16 protein-coding genes are annotated in these 14,732 nt (G+C 69.8%); 6 read left to right on the top strand and 10 right to left on the bottom strand.

All coding sequences use genetic code 11. The features are described from left to right. Positions 1-5: 5 nt before the first annotated feature. The 5 genes from urtE to urtA all read right to left on the bottom strand — a co-directional run bounded on the left by urtE (position 6) and on the right by urtA (position 4,858). Positions 6-698 carry an urea ABC transporter ATP-binding subunit UrtE gene (gene urtE / locus ACFO0B_RS14985; protein WP_378613033.1) on the bottom strand — a complete coding sequence of 231 codons (693 nt, stop codon included), beginning with the start codon at positions 696-698 and terminating at the stop codon, positions 6-8. Further along, entirely contained in the window at positions 682-1,521 is an 840-nt protein-coding gene (gene urtD / locus ACFO0B_RS14980) for an urea ABC transporter ATP-binding protein UrtD (RefSeq protein WP_378613032.1), read from the bottom strand. Before urtD ends, urtE begins: the two co-directional genes overlap by 17 nt. Then, positions 1,518-2,645 carry an urea ABC transporter permease subunit UrtC gene (gene urtC, locus ACFO0B_RS14975; RefSeq protein WP_378613031.1) on the bottom strand — a complete coding sequence of 376 codons (1,128 nt, stop codon included), beginning with the start codon at positions 2,643-2,645 and terminating at the stop codon, positions 1,518-1,520. Before urtC ends, urtD begins: the two co-directional genes overlap by 4 nt. After that, a complete protein-coding gene (gene urtB / locus ACFO0B_RS14970; protein WP_378613030.1) occupies positions 2,642-3,526 on the bottom strand; it encodes an urea ABC transporter permease subunit UrtB in 885 nt (294 codons plus the stop codon). Before urtB ends, urtC begins: the two co-directional genes overlap by 4 nt. A 69-nt stretch (positions 3,527-3,595) precedes the next feature. Next, complete coding sequence (urtA, locus tag ACFO0B_RS14965) at positions 3,596-4,858, bottom strand: urea ABC transporter substrate-binding protein (RefSeq protein ID WP_378613029.1); 1,263 nt, start codon at positions 4,856-4,858, stop codon at positions 3,596-3,598. Positions 4,859-5,129: 271 nt separating this feature from the next. Here urtA and ACFO0B_RS14960 point away from each other — a divergent pair, with 271 nt between their 5' ends. Beyond that, positions 5,130-6,959: an acyl-CoA dehydrogenase gene (locus ACFO0B_RS14960; protein WP_378613028.1), complete on the top strand. Its 1,830-nt coding sequence runs from the start codon at positions 5,130-5,132 to the stop codon at positions 6,957-6,959. A gap of 3 nt (positions 6,960-6,962) precedes the next feature. Here ACFO0B_RS14960 and ramB read toward each other — a convergent pair whose 3' ends face one another. After that, on the bottom strand, positions 6,963-8,369 hold the full coding sequence (gene ramB, locus ACFO0B_RS14955; protein WP_378613027.1) for an acetate metabolism transcriptional regulator RamB: 1,407 nt from the start codon (positions 8,367-8,369) through the stop codon (positions 6,963-6,965). Between the two features lie 105 nt (positions 8,370-8,474). Between ramB and ACFO0B_RS14950 the strand changes: the two genes are divergently transcribed. The 4 genes from ACFO0B_RS14950 to ACFO0B_RS14935 all read left to right on the top strand — a co-directional run bounded on the left by ACFO0B_RS14950 (position 8,475) and on the right by ACFO0B_RS14935 (position 11,925). Continuing rightward, positions 8,475-10,055: an ATP-dependent DNA ligase gene (locus ACFO0B_RS14950; protein ID WP_378613026.1), complete on the top strand. Its 1,581-nt coding sequence runs from the start codon at positions 8,475-8,477 to the stop codon at positions 10,053-10,055. 68 nt (positions 10,056-10,123) lie between these two features. Continuing rightward, positions 10,124-11,290, top strand: coding sequence for an inorganic phosphate transporter (locus ACFO0B_RS14945; RefSeq protein ID WP_378613025.1), 1,167 nt, complete (start codon positions 10,124-10,126; stop codon positions 11,288-11,290). Beyond that, a complete protein-coding gene (locus ACFO0B_RS14940; protein ID WP_378613024.1) occupies positions 11,287-11,532 on the top strand; it encodes a hypothetical protein in 246 nt (81 codons plus the stop codon). Before ACFO0B_RS14945 ends, ACFO0B_RS14940 begins: the two co-directional genes overlap by 4 nt. A 9-nt stretch (positions 11,533-11,541) precedes the next feature. Next, positions 11,542-11,925: a DUF3349 domain-containing protein gene (locus ACFO0B_RS14935; RefSeq protein WP_378613023.1), complete on the top strand. Its 384-nt coding sequence runs from the start codon at positions 11,542-11,544 to the stop codon at positions 11,923-11,925. A gap of 88 nt (positions 11,926-12,013) precedes the next feature. Here ACFO0B_RS14935 and ACFO0B_RS14930 read toward each other — a convergent pair whose 3' ends face one another. Together ACFO0B_RS14930 and ACFO0B_RS14925 are read right to left on the bottom strand one after the other, a co-directional pair. Beyond that, positions 12,014-12,523: a GNAT family N-acetyltransferase gene (locus ACFO0B_RS14930; RefSeq protein WP_378613022.1), complete on the bottom strand. Its 510-nt coding sequence runs from the start codon at positions 12,521-12,523 to the stop codon at positions 12,014-12,016. Next, positions 12,520-13,308, bottom strand: coding sequence for a GntR family transcriptional regulator (locus ACFO0B_RS14925; protein ID WP_378613021.1), 789 nt, complete (start codon positions 13,306-13,308; stop codon positions 12,520-12,522). Before ACFO0B_RS14925 ends, ACFO0B_RS14930 begins: the two co-directional genes overlap by 4 nt. Before the next feature lie 179 nt (positions 13,309-13,487). Here ACFO0B_RS14925 and ACFO0B_RS14920 point away from each other — a divergent pair, with 179 nt between their 5' ends. After that, positions 13,488-13,901: a DUF4254 domain-containing protein gene (locus ACFO0B_RS14920; RefSeq protein WP_378613020.1), complete on the top strand. Its 414-nt coding sequence runs from the start codon at positions 13,488-13,490 to the stop codon at positions 13,899-13,901. On the opposite strand, the gene ACFO0B_RS14915 is transcribed toward ACFO0B_RS14920, so the two are convergent. Both ACFO0B_RS14915 and ACFO0B_RS14910 read right to left on the bottom strand, forming a co-directional pair. Then, positions 13,867-14,049: a DUF397 domain-containing protein gene (locus ACFO0B_RS14915; RefSeq protein WP_378613019.1), complete on the bottom strand. Its 183-nt coding sequence runs from the start codon at positions 14,047-14,049 to the stop codon at positions 13,867-13,869. The two genes, ACFO0B_RS14920 and ACFO0B_RS14915, sit on opposite strands and share 35 nt — an antisense overlap. Beyond that, a partial coding sequence (locus ACFO0B_RS14910; protein ID WP_378613018.1) for a DUF5753 domain-containing protein occupies positions 14,046-14,732 on the bottom strand: 687 nt, incomplete at its 5' end. The genes ACFO0B_RS14915 and ACFO0B_RS14910, both read right to left, overlap by 4 nt.

Below are 14,732 nucleotides of genomic sequence, written 5' to 3'. Positions count from 1 at the left end.
AGGGCTCAGATCGCCATGGCGGAGCGGACCGCGGTCTCCGCGCCCGCCCCACCCTCCCCGCTGGAGGCGATCCGCCCGGACTGCAGCACGTAGTAGTGCTGCGCGGCCTGCAGCGCGAAGCCGATGTGCTGCTCGACCAGCAGCACGCTCAGCCCGCCGCGCCCGGTCAGCTCGATGATGGTGCGTTCGATCTCGGCCACCACCGAGGGCTGGATGCCCTCGGTCGGCTCATCGAGGATGAGCAGCTTCGGCTCGGTGATCAGCGCCCGCGCGATGGCGAGCTGCTGGCGCTGGCCGCCGGAGAGCAGCCCGGCCTTGCGCGGCAGCAGTTCGCGCAGCGCGGGGAAGAGGTCGAGCGCCTCGTCGATCAGCGCCTTGCCGCGCTTGCGGCCGTCCGCCACCACCTGGAGGTTCTCCATGGTGCTGAGCTGGCCGAAGCTCTGCTGCCCCTGCGGCACGTAGGCGATGCCGCGGCGCACCCGCTTGGAGGGCGCGAGCTTGGTGATGGTCTCGCCGTCGAAGGCGATCCGCCCGGATTTCACCCCGATCAGCCCGACCGCGGTGCGCAGCAGGGTGGTCTTGCCCGCGCCGTTGTGGCCCATCACCGCCACCACGCTGTCGTCCGGCACGGTCAGCGTCGCACCGTGGATCACCTCGGTGCGGCCGTAGCCGGAGCGCACGTCATCGAGCTCGAGCATCGTCGGTCTCCTCTTCGGCGGCGATAGTGGTGACATCGCTCAGATCGGCTCCGGTGCTGTCGATCTCGGCGGCGGTGCCGAGGTACACCTCCTGCACCTTCGGATCGGCCTGCACCTGCTCGACGCTGCCCTCGCTGAGCAGCTTGCCGCCGGCCAGCACCGTCACCGAGTTGGCGAAGGAGCGCATGAAGTCCATGTCGTGCTCGACAACGACGACGACCCGCTCGCCGCCGATCCGGCGCAGCAGGTTCCCGGTCTCCTCGCGCTCCTCGGCGCTCATGCCCGCGACCGGCTCGTCCAGCAGCAGCACGGTGGCGTTCTGCACCAGCAGCATGCCGATCTCCAGCCACTGCTTCTGGCCGTGCGCGAGCACCCCGGCCGGCTTGTCCCGCAGCGCGGTGAGGCCGGTGGTCTCCAGCGCCTCCTCGATGGCGGGCAGCACCGACTTGCGGGTGCGGAGCAGGGTGAGCGCCGAGCGGCCCGCGCCCGCCGCGATGTCCAGGTTCTGCAGGACGGTGAGCTGCTCGAACACGCTCGCCGTCTGGAAAGTCCGCCCGATCCCGGCGCGCGCGATCTGGTGCACCTTCTTGCCCAGCAGCTCGACCCCGGTCTTCTGCACCGACCCGGTGCCGGGGACGAGGCCGGTGATGGCGTCGATGAGGGTGGTCTTGCCCGCGCCGTTCGGGCCGATCAGGAAGCGCAGGTCGCCCGAGAGCACGGTGAGATCCACCTCGGTGACGGCCTTGAAGCCGTCGAAGCTCACCGAGAGGCCGCGCACCTCCAGGTACTCGGCGGACATCCCCGCCTTGGCCGGTGCACTCATGGCGCCGCCACCTTCTCTCGTTCGGGGGCCGCCGGCTCCGGCTCCGGCTTGCGCCGGAACCGCCCGAAGTCGACGCGGCCCTTGAGCATCGGCCAGATTCCGGCCAGCCCGGCCGGGATGAAGCCGACCACCACGATGAACAGCACGCCCTGCAGATAGGTCCAGCCGGACGGGAACTGCTCGGAGAGCGAGGTCTGCGCCCAGGCGACGCCGATCGCGCCGAGCACCGGCCCGAGCAGCGTGGTGCGCCCGCCGATCGCGACCCCGATCAGGAAGGCGATGGAGGGGACGACGCCGATGTCGGCGGGCGAGATGATCCCGACGATCGGCGTGAACAGCGCCCCCGCGATCCCGGCGAAGAACGCCGCCACCACGTACGCCACGATCTTGATATTGGCCGGGTCGTAGCCGAGGAACCGCACCCGCTCCTCCTGGTCACGCACCGCGACGAGCAGCTCGCCGTAGCGGCTGCGCATCAGCTGGCGCACGATCGCCACCACCACGAGCAGCGTGCCCGCGGCGATGAAGAACAGCATCTGCCGGTTCGCCGGGTCGGAGAGCTTGAAGCCGAAGAAGGCGCGGAAGTCCGACAGCCCGGTGAAGCCGCCGAGCGCCTGCTGCCCGGTGAGCAGGATCGCCAGCGCGGCCGCCAGCGCCTGGCTCAGGATCGCGAAGTACGCGCCCTTCACCCGGCGCTTGAACACCCCGTACCCGAGCACCGCCGCGACCAGCGCGGGGACGACGAGAATGCCGAGCAGCGCGACCGGAGCCGAGGCGAACGGCACCCAGAGCGCGGGCAGCTCCCTGATCCCGGCGATGTCCATGAACTCGGGCACGTCGTTGCCGAGCCGCTCGGCGTCGGCCAGTTGCAGGTGCATGGCCATGATGTAGGCGCCGATTCCGAAGAACACGCCCTGGCCGAGGGTGAGCATGCCGCCCCGGCCCCAGGCCAGCCCGATCCCGGCCGCCACGATGGCGAAGCAGAGGAACTTGGCGAGCAGGTTCAGCCGGAAGTCGCTGAGCACGGCGGGCGCCACCGCGAAGAGCAGCACCGCGGCCACCGCGAAGCCGGCCAGCGCGCCGGCCGAGGAGTTCGCGCGCCACCGTTGTACGAGCGTGGTCATGCCAGACTCCTTGTCCGGACGGTGAACAGCCCCTGCGGCCGGACCTGCAGGACGATCACGATGATCACGAAGACGATCACCTTGGCGATCGAGGCCGTGGTGGAGTACTCGATGAACGAATTGAGCAGCCCGAGCGCGAACGCGGCGATCACCGTCCCCTTGATCTGCCCGAGCCCGCCGATCACCACCACCAGGAAGGCGTCGATCAGGTAGCTCTGCCCGATGGTCGGGCTGGTGGAGCCGATCAGGGTGAGCGCGACACCGGCGACGCCGGCCAGCCCCGACCCGATGAAGAAGGTGCTGATATCGGTGAAACGGCTGGAGACGCCGCTGGTCTCGGCCAGGCTGCGGTTCTGCACGACGGCCCGGATCCGCCTGCCGAGCGGGGTGGTCTTCAGCGCGACGGCCAGCGCCGTCACCGCGAGGATCGCCAGCACCAGGATGAAGATGCGGGTCTTCGGCACCACCGCGCCGAGAATGGTGATGCCGCCGCCGAGGAACTCCGGCACCAGCACGTTCTTGGCCGGGGCGCCGAAGATGTCGCGGGCCAGCTGCTGCAGCACGAGCCCGACGCCGAAGGTCACCAGCAGGGTGTCCAGCGGCCGGTCGTACATCCAGCGGATGAGCCCCATCTCCAGCGCGGCGCCGAGCAGGCCACCGACCAGGAAGCCGATCACCAGCGAGATGATCAGCGAGACGCCGGCCGAGGAGACCACCGTCTGCACGACGTAGGTGGTGTAGCAGCCGGCCATGATGAACTCGCCGTGCGCCATGTTGATGACGCCCATCTGACCGAAGGTCAGCGAGAGGCCGAGCGCGGCGAGCAGGAGAATCGATCCGAGGCTCAGCCCGGTGAAGAGCTGGCCGATCATGACGTCCATCGAGGAGTACCCCCTTCGGGATCGAGCCGGTGCGGGGCGGCACTGCCGCCCCGCACCGGTGTCGGGGAGTTACCGCAGGCCGTCGGCCCAGGGGTACGACTCGAGGTACGGGTCCGGCTTGATCGGGCTGCCCGAATCCCAGACCGTGTAGATCAGGCCGTCGGGGCGGATCTCACCGATCCTGGCCGTCTTGGTGATGTGGTGGTTCTTGCCGTCGATGGTGACCGGCCCCTCGGGCGCCGCGAAGCTGACGCCGTCGGCCGCGCCCTGCACATCGGCGACCGCGAACGAGTTCGCCTTCTCGACCGTGTTCTTCCACAGGAAGACCGAGGCGTACGCCGCCTCCATCGGGTCCGAGGTGGGCTTGTCCGCACCGAAGGCGGCCTTGTACGCGGCCACGAACGCCTTGTTCTCCGGCGAGTCGACGGTCTGGTAGTAGTTCCAGGCGGTCAGCTGGCCCGCGATGTTCTGCGCGCCGATGCCGGCGACCTCCTCCTCGGCGATCGACACCGAGACCACCGGCATGTCGGCGGCCTTGAGCCCGGCGTTGGTGTACTCGCGGAAGAAGGCGACGTTGGAGTCGCCGTTCAGGGTGTTGAAGACGGCGTCCGCGTCGGCGGTGCGCACCTTGTTGACGATGGTGGAGAAGTCGGTGGAGCCGAGCGGGGTGTAGTCCTCACCCTTGATCTCGATGCCGTTCGCCGCCGCGTACGCCTTGATCTCGCGGTTCGCGGTCTGCGGGAAGACGTAGTCCGAGCCGACCAGGTAGAGCGACTTCACGCCCTTCTGCTTCAGGTAGTCGAGCGCCGGGATGATCTGCTGGTTCGTGGTGGCGCCGGTGTAGAAGATGTTCTTGCTGTCCTCCAGCCCCTCGTACTGCACGGGGTAGTAGAGCAGCGAGTTCAGGCTCTCGAACTTGGGCTTCATGGCCTTGCGGCTGGAGGAGGTCCAGCCGCCGAAGACCGCGGCCACGCAGTCCGAGCTGATCAGCTTCTCGGCCTTCTCCGCGAAGGTCTTCGGGTCCGAGGCGCCGTCCTCCAGGACGATCTGGATCTGCTTGCCGAGCACACCGCCCGCCGCGTTGATCTGGTCCACCGCCAGCTTGGTCGAGTTCGCCACGGTGACCTCGGAGATCGCCATGGTGCCGGAGAGCGAGTGCAGCGAGCCGACCTTGATGGTCGGCTGCGAGGTGTCGACGCAGGACGCGGCATCCGAGCCGCCGGTCGAGGCGTCGTCCTTGGCGCCGCAGGCGGTCACCAGGAGTCCGGCGAGTGCGATCGCGGCCGGCACCGCGATTGCACGACGCAGTCGTTTCGAACGGGAATCTGACATGGGGGCGAACCCTTCTCCTCATCGAACAAACGGAATACGCCCACGTCAGGATGTATACAGAGGCCGTATCCGCGATGAACGGTAGGCCGCTTCTGTTGCCGAGGAATATCTGTCGGTGACGAATTCGTTGCCGATGTTTCGCCCGTGTGAAACCTTGCCGAGGCTCGATCGTGACCGGCGGTGAGCAGCCTCCGCCGCCTACGGTTGCGTAGCCCGAAGTCCCTGCGGCAGGCTGCGGAAAATGTCAATCGCGGTTGGGTCAGGAGGAGCGGTGGGCCACTACAGGGCGAATCTGCGCGACATCGAGTTCAACCTGTTCGAGGTGTTCGAACTCGACAAACTGCTCGACACCGGCGCCTACGGCGACCTCGACTCGGAGACCGCGCGGGCGATCCTGGACGAGGTGCGCAGGCTGGCCGAGGGGCCGGTGGCGGAGTCCTTCGCCGCCGCCGACCGCGAACCGCCCACCTTCGACCCCGCCACCGGCGACATCACGGTGCCGGAGCCGCTCGCCCGCTCGGTGCGCGCGGTCTACGACGCCGGGTGGGGCGCGCTCGCGCTGCCCGATGGCATGGGCGGCACCCCCGCCCCCGCGGTGCTGGCCTGGGCGGTGAACGAGATGATCACCTGCGCCAATTCGTCGGCGGCCTTCTACACCATGGGCGCGGTGATGGCGAAGGTGCTCTACACCGTCGGCACCGAGCAGCAGCAGCACTGGGCGCGCGAGGGCTTCGCGCGCGGCTGGCAGGGCACCATGGTGCTCACCGAGCCGGATGCCGGCTCCGACGTCGGCTCCGGACGCACCAAGGCGGTCAAGCAGCCGGACGGCACCTGGCACATCGACGGCGTCAAGCGCTTCATCTCCGGCGCCGACCTGGGCGATCTCACCGAGAACATCTTCCACCTGGTGCTCGCCCGCCCCGAGGGCGCGCGGCCGGGCACCAAGGGGCTCTCGCTGTTCTACGTGCCCAAGTTCCACTTCGACCCGGAGACCCTCGAGCTCGGCGCGCGCAACGGCGTCGTCGTCACCGGCCTCGAGCACAAGATGGGGCTCAAGTCCTCGCCCACCTGCGAACTCACCTTCGGCGGCAACGGCGTCCCCGCGGTCGGCTGGCTGGTCGGCGAGGTGCACGACGGCATCGCGCAGATGTTCCAGGTGATCGAGAACGCGCGCATGATGGTCGGCGTCAAGTCCACCGGCACGCTCTCGGCCGGCTACCTAACCGCGCTCGACTACGCCAAGCAGCGCGTCCAGGGCGCCGACCTCACCAAGATGGCGGACAAGGCCGCGCCCCGGGTCACCATCACGCACCACCCGGACGTGCGGCGCAGCCTGGCCATGCAGAAGGCGTACGCCGAGGGGCTGCGCGCGGTCTACCTCTACACGGCGGCACACCAGAACGAGGACGTGGCGCAGCTGGTCTCCGGTGCGGACGCGGACACGGCCGCCCGGGTGAACGACCTGCTGCTGCCGATCGTCAAGGGCGTCGGCTCCGAGCGCGCCTACCAGTACCTGACCGAATCGCTGCAGACCCTCGGCGGCTCGGGGTACCTGCAGGACTACCCGATCGAGCAGTACATCCGGGACGCCAAGATCGACTCGCTCTACGAGGGAACGACGGCCATCCAGGCGCAGGACTTCTTCTTCCGCAAGATCATCCGGGATCGCGGGGTCGCGCTCGGCCACGTCGCGGGGCAGATCCAGGGCTTCCTGGAGATGGAGACCGGGCGGCTGGTCCGGGAGCGCGCCCTGCTCGCCACCGCGCTCGCCGACGTGCAGGCCATGGCGGGCATCCTGACCGGGTATCTGGGCGCCTCCCAGCAGGACTCGGCCGAGCTGTACAAGATCGGGCTCGGCTCGGTGCGCTTCCTGCTCGCCGTCGGTGACCTGCTCATCGCCTGGCGGCTGCAGGTCCAGGCGGAGGCCGCCGCGGCCGCGCTGGCCACCGAACCGCCCGCGGCCGACCGCGACTTCTACACCGGCAAGATCGCGGCGGCGCAATTCTTCGCCCGCAATGTGCTGCCCGGGCTGGCCGCCGTCCGCACGGTGCTCGCCGAGTTGGACAACGACATCATGGAGCTGGACGAAGCCGCCTTCTGAGCGCTACTGCAGGACGTACGGCGAGACCGAGCTGCGGTGCTCGCTGATGTCCAGCTTCTTGCCGAGCGGCGGGAAGGCGCGCTGCGGGCAGTTGGCCCGCTCGCACACCCGGCAGCCAGCCCCGATCGGGGTCGGCTGCACCTCGGGCAGGTCGATGCCGTCGGCGTAGACCACCCGGCCCGCGTGCCGCAGCTCGCAGCCGAGGCCGATGGCGAAGGTCTTGCTCGGCTGGCCGTAGCGCGTCGCCCTGCGCTCCACGGTGCGCGCCACCCACAGGTATTTGCGGCCGTCCGGCATCTGCGCGATCTGGGTCATGATCTTGCCCGGGTAGGCGAAGGTCTCGTAGACGTTCCAGAGCGGGCAGGTGCCGCCGCTGGAGGAGAAGTGGAAACCGGTGGCGGACTGCCGCTTCGACATGTTGCCCGCCCGGTCCACCCGGACGAAGGAGAACGGAACCCCGCGCAGCTCCGGCCGCTGCAGCGTGGAGAGCCGGTGGCAGACGGTCTCGTAGCTCTGCGTGAAGAAGGCCGACAGCCGCTCGATGTCGTACCGGAAGTCCTCGGCGACCTCGTGGAAGTGCGTGTACGGCAGCACGATCGCCGCGGCGTAGTAGCTGGCCAGCCCGAGCAGGGCCAGCTTGCGGGCGTCGTCGGAGGCGAAGTTGCCCTCGTCGACCAGCTTCTCCATCAGCTCGCCGCACTCGAAGTAGGCCAGCTCCGCCGCGAGCTTGAAGCTGCGCTGCCCGCCGGAGAGGTGCGGCGCGATCTCCAGCAGCTTCTCCGCCGGGTCGTACCGGTGCAGCACACCCTCGCCGAGATCGATCCGCTCCGCGATCCGCACCCCGTGGCCGCGCAGCATCCTGGCGACCTCGGTGTTCACGTCGGCGCCGTGGAAGCGGATCCGGGTGGTCAGGTCCTCTGCGGCGGTGTCCAGCTCGTGGATGTAGTTCTGCCGCTGGTAGAAGTAGTCGCGCACCTCCTCGTGCGGCTTGCTGATGGCGCCGCTGCCCGAGCCGTCGGCGAACCGGTCCTCGGTGGCCGCGGCCAGCTGGGCCGAGGTGTTGCGGTACCGGTTGTGCATGGCGACGAGGGCGCGGGCCATGCTCGGGTGCGCCGAGACGATGTCCGCGATCTCCTTGGTGTCGGCCTCGATGCCCAGCTCCTGATCCAGCACCACCTCCTGCAGCTCCGCGATGAGGCGCGTGTCGTCCTGCGAGGAGAAGAAGGTGGCGTCGACGCCGAACAGCTCGCTGATCTTGAGCAGCACCGGTACGGTCAGCGGGCGTACATCGTGCTCGATCTGATTGAGGTAGCTCGCCGAGATCTCCAGCTTCTGCGCGAGCGAGACCTGGCTCAGCCCCCGCTCGGTGCGCAGCTGGCGGAGCCGCGCGCCGACGTAGGTTTTGGCCATGCGGCCGAGTCTACGAACTGATTAGCAGTCCGGCCATAACGGAGTTAGCAATGCTGGTCACAGCGGTGGGGTTTGCTGTCGGTGCCTGCGGCTAGATTCCAGTACGTGCTGTTCGCCGATGTCGTGCGGGTCTCGGAGAGCGTGCGGGCCACCCGATCACGGAAAACGAAGACCGAAGCGCTCGCCGAGGTGTTGCGCGCCGCCGGCGACGACGCCGAACTCGCGGCTGTGACCGCGTGGCTCTCCGGCGAGTTGCGCCAGGGCCGGATCGGGACCGGCTGGCGCACGCTGTCCGCGCTGGACGTGGCCCCGGCCGAGGAGCCCCGGCTCACCGTGGCCGAGGTCGACGCCACCTTCACCGAGCTGGCAGGCATCTCCGGCGCCGGCTCGGCGGCCCGCCGCAAGGACCTGCTCATCGAGCTGTTCGGCAGCGCGACCTCCGCCGAGCGGGAGTTCCTGATCCGCCTGCTCACCGGCGAACTGCGCCAGGGCGCGCTCACCGCGCTGGTCGCCGAGGCGGTCGCCGAGGCCGAGGGCATCCCGGTGGCCGCGGTGCGCCGCGCGCACATGCTCTGCGGCGAGCTGCCGCTCACCGCCGTCACCGCCCGCCGCGGCGGCGCGGCCGCGCTGGCCGAGTTCCGGCTGGAGGTCGGGCGCCCGGTGCGGCCCATGCTCGCCGCGCCCGGCGCCAGCCTGGAGGAGGCGCTCGGCGAGTTCGGCGGCGAGGTCAGCCTGGAGCACAAGCTCGACGGCGCCCGGATCCAGGTGCACCGCAGCGGCGACGAGGTCAGTATCTACACCCGCACCCTGCGCGATATCACCGCGGGCGTACCGGAGCTGGTTCGCTTGGTCCGCGCGCTGCCGTGCAGCTCGGTGGTGCTGGACGGCGAGACCCTCGCCCTCACCGACGCGGGCCGCCCGCGCCCGTTCCAGGAGACCATGAGCCGCTTCGCCATCCTGGAGCCGGCGGACGGCGCTGCCCGCCCGGTGCCGGCGGGCAGCGACGATCCCGCCGTCCGCCCGGTCGCCTCCACCCGCGAGCTCCTCCTGCACCCCTACTTCTTCGACTGCCTGCACCTGGACGGCCGCGACCTGCTCGACGCCCCGCTGGCCGAGCGCAGGCAGGCGCTGGAACAGGTCGCCGCCGAGCACTGCATCCCCGCGCTGCTGCGCCCCGACGCCGAGACCGCCGCCGAGTACTTCGACGGCGCGCTCGCCGCCGGGCACGAGGGCGTCATGGTCAAGTCGCTGACCGCGCCGTACGCCGCGGGCAGGCGCGGAAGGGCCTGGCAGAAGATCAAGCCGACGCACACCCTCGACCTGGTGGTCCTCGGCGCCGAGTGGGGGTACGGCAGGCGCACCGGCTACCTCTCCAACCTGCACCTCGGCGCCCGCGACCCGGACGGCGGCGAGCCGATCATGGTCGGCAAGACCTTCAAGGGCCTCACCGACGCCCTGCTGCACTGGCAGACCGCGGAGTTCCCCCGGCACGAGCGCGCCAGGGACGAGCACACCGTGCTGCTGCACCCGGCGCTGGTGGTGGAGATCGCGCTGGACGGGGTGCAGACCAGCACCCGCTACCCCGGCGGCGTCGCGCTGCGATTCGCCAGGGTGGTGCGGTACCGGCCGGACAAAACGCCCGCCGAGGCGGACACCATCGACGCGATCCGGGCCCTGCTGCTGTGACCCATTACCCATTCACAACGCTGGGCAAACTGGTGGTAAATGCAGGGTGAACCCGCCACACTGTGGAGGTGTCCGTAGAGCTCCTGGTTCTCGTGATCGTCGTGATCACCGCGCTCGCCTTCGATTTCACGAACGGGTTCCACGACACCGCCAACGCGATGGCCACCTCCATCGCGACCGGGGCGCTGCGGCCCCGGGTGGCGGTGGCGCTCTCCGCCGTGCTGAACCTGATCGGCGCCTTCCTCTCGGTGGCGGTGGCCGCGACGGTGGCCAAGGGCATCGTCCGGCTCGACGCCGTCAGCGGACAGGAGCTGCTCGTCGTCGTCTTCGCCGGACTCGTCGGCGGCATCCTCTGGAACCTGTTGACCTGGCTTTTCGGGCTCCCATCGAGTTCATCGCACGCGCTGTTCGGCGGGCTCATCGGCGCCACGCTCGCGGCGCTCGGCTGGAGCGGGGTGATCTGGCAGGCCGGGTCGGAGGGCGTGCTCGCCAAGATCGTCGTACCCGCGCTGCTCGCGCCGGTGGTGGCCGCGCTGGTCGCCGCGCTCGGTACCCGCGCCGTCTACCGGATCACCAGGGGGGCCGACGCCGATACGGTGCGGAGCGGCTTCCGGTGGGGTCAGATCGGCTCCGCCTCGCTGGTCTCGCTGGCGCACGGCACCAACGACGCGCAGAAGACCATGGGCGTGATCTTCCTCGCGCTCGTCGCCAACGGCACACTCACAGCTAACGATGAAATGCCGCTCTGGGTGATGGCGGCCTGCGCCGTCGCCATCGCGGCAGGCACCTACCTGGGGGGCTGGCGAATCATCCGCACACTGGGCAGGGGGCTGGTCGAGATCGAGTCGCCGCAGGGGCTGGCGGCCGAGAGTTCCGCCGCCGCCATCATCCTCACCTCCGCGCACTTCGGGCTGCCGCTCTCCACCACGCAGACCGCCACCGGCTCGATCCTCGGCAGCGGGCTCGGCAAGGGCGCCGAGGTGCGCTGGCGGGTCATGGGGCACATGGCGGTGGCCTGGCTGCTCACCCTGCCGATGGCCGGGCTGGTCGGCGCGGCGTGTTGGGCGGTGGCGCACTTCGTCGGCGGGCTGCCCGGCGTGCTCGTGGTCTTCACCGTGCTGATCGCGCTCTCCACGCTCATGTACCTGCGCTCCCGGCGCGCGCCGGTCACCGATGCCAATGTCAACGAGTGGCCGGGCGACCGGCTGCCCGCCGCCGACCGGGAGTCCGCGTGAACACCGTCGTCACCAACCTGAACGCGCTGCTCGAGGTGGTGCTCGCCGGCATCGTCTTCGGCGCCGGGCTGCCCGCCGTCTTCGCCTTCGGCGTGCGCTTCTACGCCGGCGGCGGCGCCCCCGCGCGGGCGGGCGCGTACGCCTGCTTCGGGATCGTCGTCGCCGCCGTCGTCTGCGGGGTGCTGTGGGTCGCGAAGGCGTTCCTCGCGGCGAAGCTCGGCGTGCACATCTTCGGTGCCTGAGGAGTTTCGATGAGCGACCGAGCCGGCCTGCTGCGCCGCATCGTCGACTGGCTGCGCACCGGGTACCCGCAGGGCGTCCCGCAGTCGGACTACGTCGCGCTGCTCGCCGTCCTGCACCGCGACCTCACCGACACCGAGATCGTCCTGGTCGCCGAGGAACTCGCGCGCGGCCGCGGCCACACCGACATCACGGCGACGGAGATCGCCGCCGCCATCGGCGACCTGGCCAAGGAGAAGGCGGGCCCCGACGACATCGCGCGGGTCGCCGCACACCTCGCCGCCACCGGCCGCTCGCTCGCGCCCCCGCTCGCCGCCCCGGAGCGGAAATCGGCCGGTGCCGCCTGCGAGGGGGCAGCGGCACCGGCCGTCGCGCCGGACGATCAGGGCAGTTGATCCGCTCCGGCGGTGATTCCGTCGCCCGAGGGCGACGCAGTTCATCCTGCTCGCCGTTGCTCCGAATTACTCGGCATACGGCTGTGAATCAGCTGGGAGCCGCATAGCACTGCGCGCCCGTTTCCCTGCCCTCGCCGAAGTGGTGAGTCACCATGCCGATGTGCTGCCAGCCGAGCCGCTCGTACAGCCGGATGGCGGCTCGGTCCTTGTCCATGACATCGAGCACGAGCCGCTTGTCCCGCTCGGTCGCGTAGGCCATCGCCGTGCGCACGAGTCGTTCGCCGACACCGTGATTCCGGCCCGCGGTGCCGACGAAGAGGCGCCCGAATGCCAGCACCCGCGTAAGCGGCTCCGCCGTTCGTTCGAGCCAGAGCCGCGCAGCGTCGTCGGCAGCTGTCGCCGCGCAGACCAGCGCGTGCCCGACCACCGCCCCTTCGACCTCGCCGACCCACGCTTCGACGGCGTTACCCGGGGTCAACCAGGAAATCGGCTCGGCAACACCTTCGACCGGGTATCCGTCGGTTCGGTGCACCTCGACCAGGAGCCGGGCGCAAGCCTCGAGGTCGGTCGCCGCTCGCAGGCGCACGGTGACGGTCAACGGTCCTCCACGGGCATGTTGTAGTCCACAGCGTTGAGATCGGCACGCATGACGAAATGCGTGACCTCGAATGGCTGATCATCCTGGTCGATTCCGGTGTGCAGCACTTCGAGGACCGGGACTCCGTCGGGGATCGCCAACCCGCGGATCTCGTCCGGTGACGGCATCCGGGCGGACACCTCCTCCCGGATCCGGGTGATCCGATGTCCGCGTTCCTCGAAATGCGCGTACAAGCTGCCCTTGCCCAACTGCGCCGAGCTCGCCAGGACCGAGTCCTCCGCGACCGCCCACGGAATGTAGGTCACGCCGACCTGCACGGGCTCGTCGTCGGCGTAGTACCAGTTCTCCCGGCGGGCAACGGTGTCGCTCTCCGGATCGAGGCCGAGCCGAGCTGCGACTCGCTCCGGTGGCGCAACCCGGGTGATCGACGTGCAGTCGACCCGCGCCACCCTGCCCTGCTCCGCGACCTCGGCCCGGAAGGGCGACAGCCCGGTCCGCTCCCGCAGCTGATTCGAATACCGGCTGCTCCCGAATCGTAGGAGCCGCCGCGGTTCCCGAACGAATACGCCTTTGCCGTGTACCGCCGTGACCAGCCCTTCGTCCGCGAGAATTCGCACGGCCTCCCTGGCGGTATTGCGCGCTACACGGTGAGTCTCGGCGAGTGCCCGCTCGGACGGGAGGCGTGCGCCCGGGCCGAGTTCGCCCGTAGCGATGGCGAGGCGCAGTTCCCCTGCCAGTCGCTTGCTTGCAGGTACAGCTCGCGCCGTCGGGTCAACGTCGCTCATGCCGCCCCATACTACTGGCTTGAGCCACCTCTTGACGAGCTGTCCGTCCAGTGTTTCACTGGCTCAAGCCACTTTGGTCGAAGGGGGAGAAATAGTGAAACCTGCTCGGAAAGAACCGGTTCCGTGATCAATCGGGGTCGTACGGCGATGTTTCAGCTGCCGCCCTCGGCGGAGGAACTGTGCGCGGCGATCAGGGGGCATCACGGGGTCCGCATCCGGTAGCCCGTCTCGCGACCGAACTCGGAGCGCTGTACCAGGAGCTCGAATTTCCCGGTAGGCGAGAGGAACTCATATCTTCCGTCGACACCTGGGCGGCGCGTCACCTACCCGCGCCTCGCGCCGACGCCCGCCCATCCGGCGAGACTCTCGGCGTAGTCGTCGACCGCATCGCCTATACGCAGGTCCGGGCCTATCGCCTGCTCATGACCGCCGACGACCTCGCGGCACCCCGCGTGCACGCGGCCTGGTTCCGGCTGGCGGAGCTGGCAGACAGCTACACCGACCTGGTCACGGCCTTCGGCCGTCGCGGGCTGCGGTTACCCGACGACCGCGATCCGGTCAGCGAAGTGCGCCCGCCCGAATGGCTGCGGTGAATGCGGTCCACTCATGTGCGGGCCAGCTCAGAACCGGGCTCCCGCTCGGCGATTTGCTGTCGCGCACCTCGACGCGCCCCGCGCGGAACCGAACCTCAACGCAGGTCTGCCGATCACTCGAGTACGACGAGACGAACCATTCGCTCATCGGGCACCGTCCAACGCCGCGGCCCGATCCAGGATCAGGGCAAGCGATTCGACCCGCCCGAGCGCCTCGCGGTGCATGCGCTCGAAGAGGTAGGTGAGGTCGCGGACCCGGTTCTGGTTGCGCGCCGGATCGTCCACGACGGTCTCGCCGAAGACGGCCGACTCGTACCAGGCGAGCGTCGGCAGCTTGGGCCGGTCGAAGTCGAGCAGGTGGAAGGTGGAGCCCGCGGGCACGAAACCCGCGTCGGCGAAGGGGATCACGCGGATGTCGACGGTCGCCGGGTGCTCCTCCGCGACCGCGACCAGGTGCCGCAGCTGCCTGGCGAGCACCTCGGGCCCGCCGAGCTGCTGGTGCAGCACCGCCTCGCCGAGCACGACGGTGAGGTGCAGCGGATCCGCCGCGTCGGTGAGCCGGCGCTGCCGGGTGAGCCGCGCCCGCACCCGCTCCTCCGCCTCGACCGGCGCGACGGTCGCGCTGCGCGAATTCATCAGCGCGCGAATGAATTCCTCGCCCTGGAGCAGCCCGGGCATCATCACGCTCTCGTAGCTGCGGATGGTGTGCGCGCCCCACTCCATGCCGTAGTAGCGGGTGAGCTCCTCGTCGAAGAGCCCGGGATGCGCGGCCCACCAGCCGCGTTGCCGCGCGGCCTCGCGCAGGGCGAGGAATTCGTGCTGTTCGCTCTC

The sequence above is a fragment of the Nocardia jiangsuensis genome (assembly GCF_042650385.1).
Lineage (GTDB): Bacteria > Actinomycetota > Actinomycetes > Mycobacteriales > Mycobacteriaceae > Nocardia > Nocardia jiangsuensis.
This window is presented reverse-complemented; position numbering and strand designations above follow the sequence as displayed.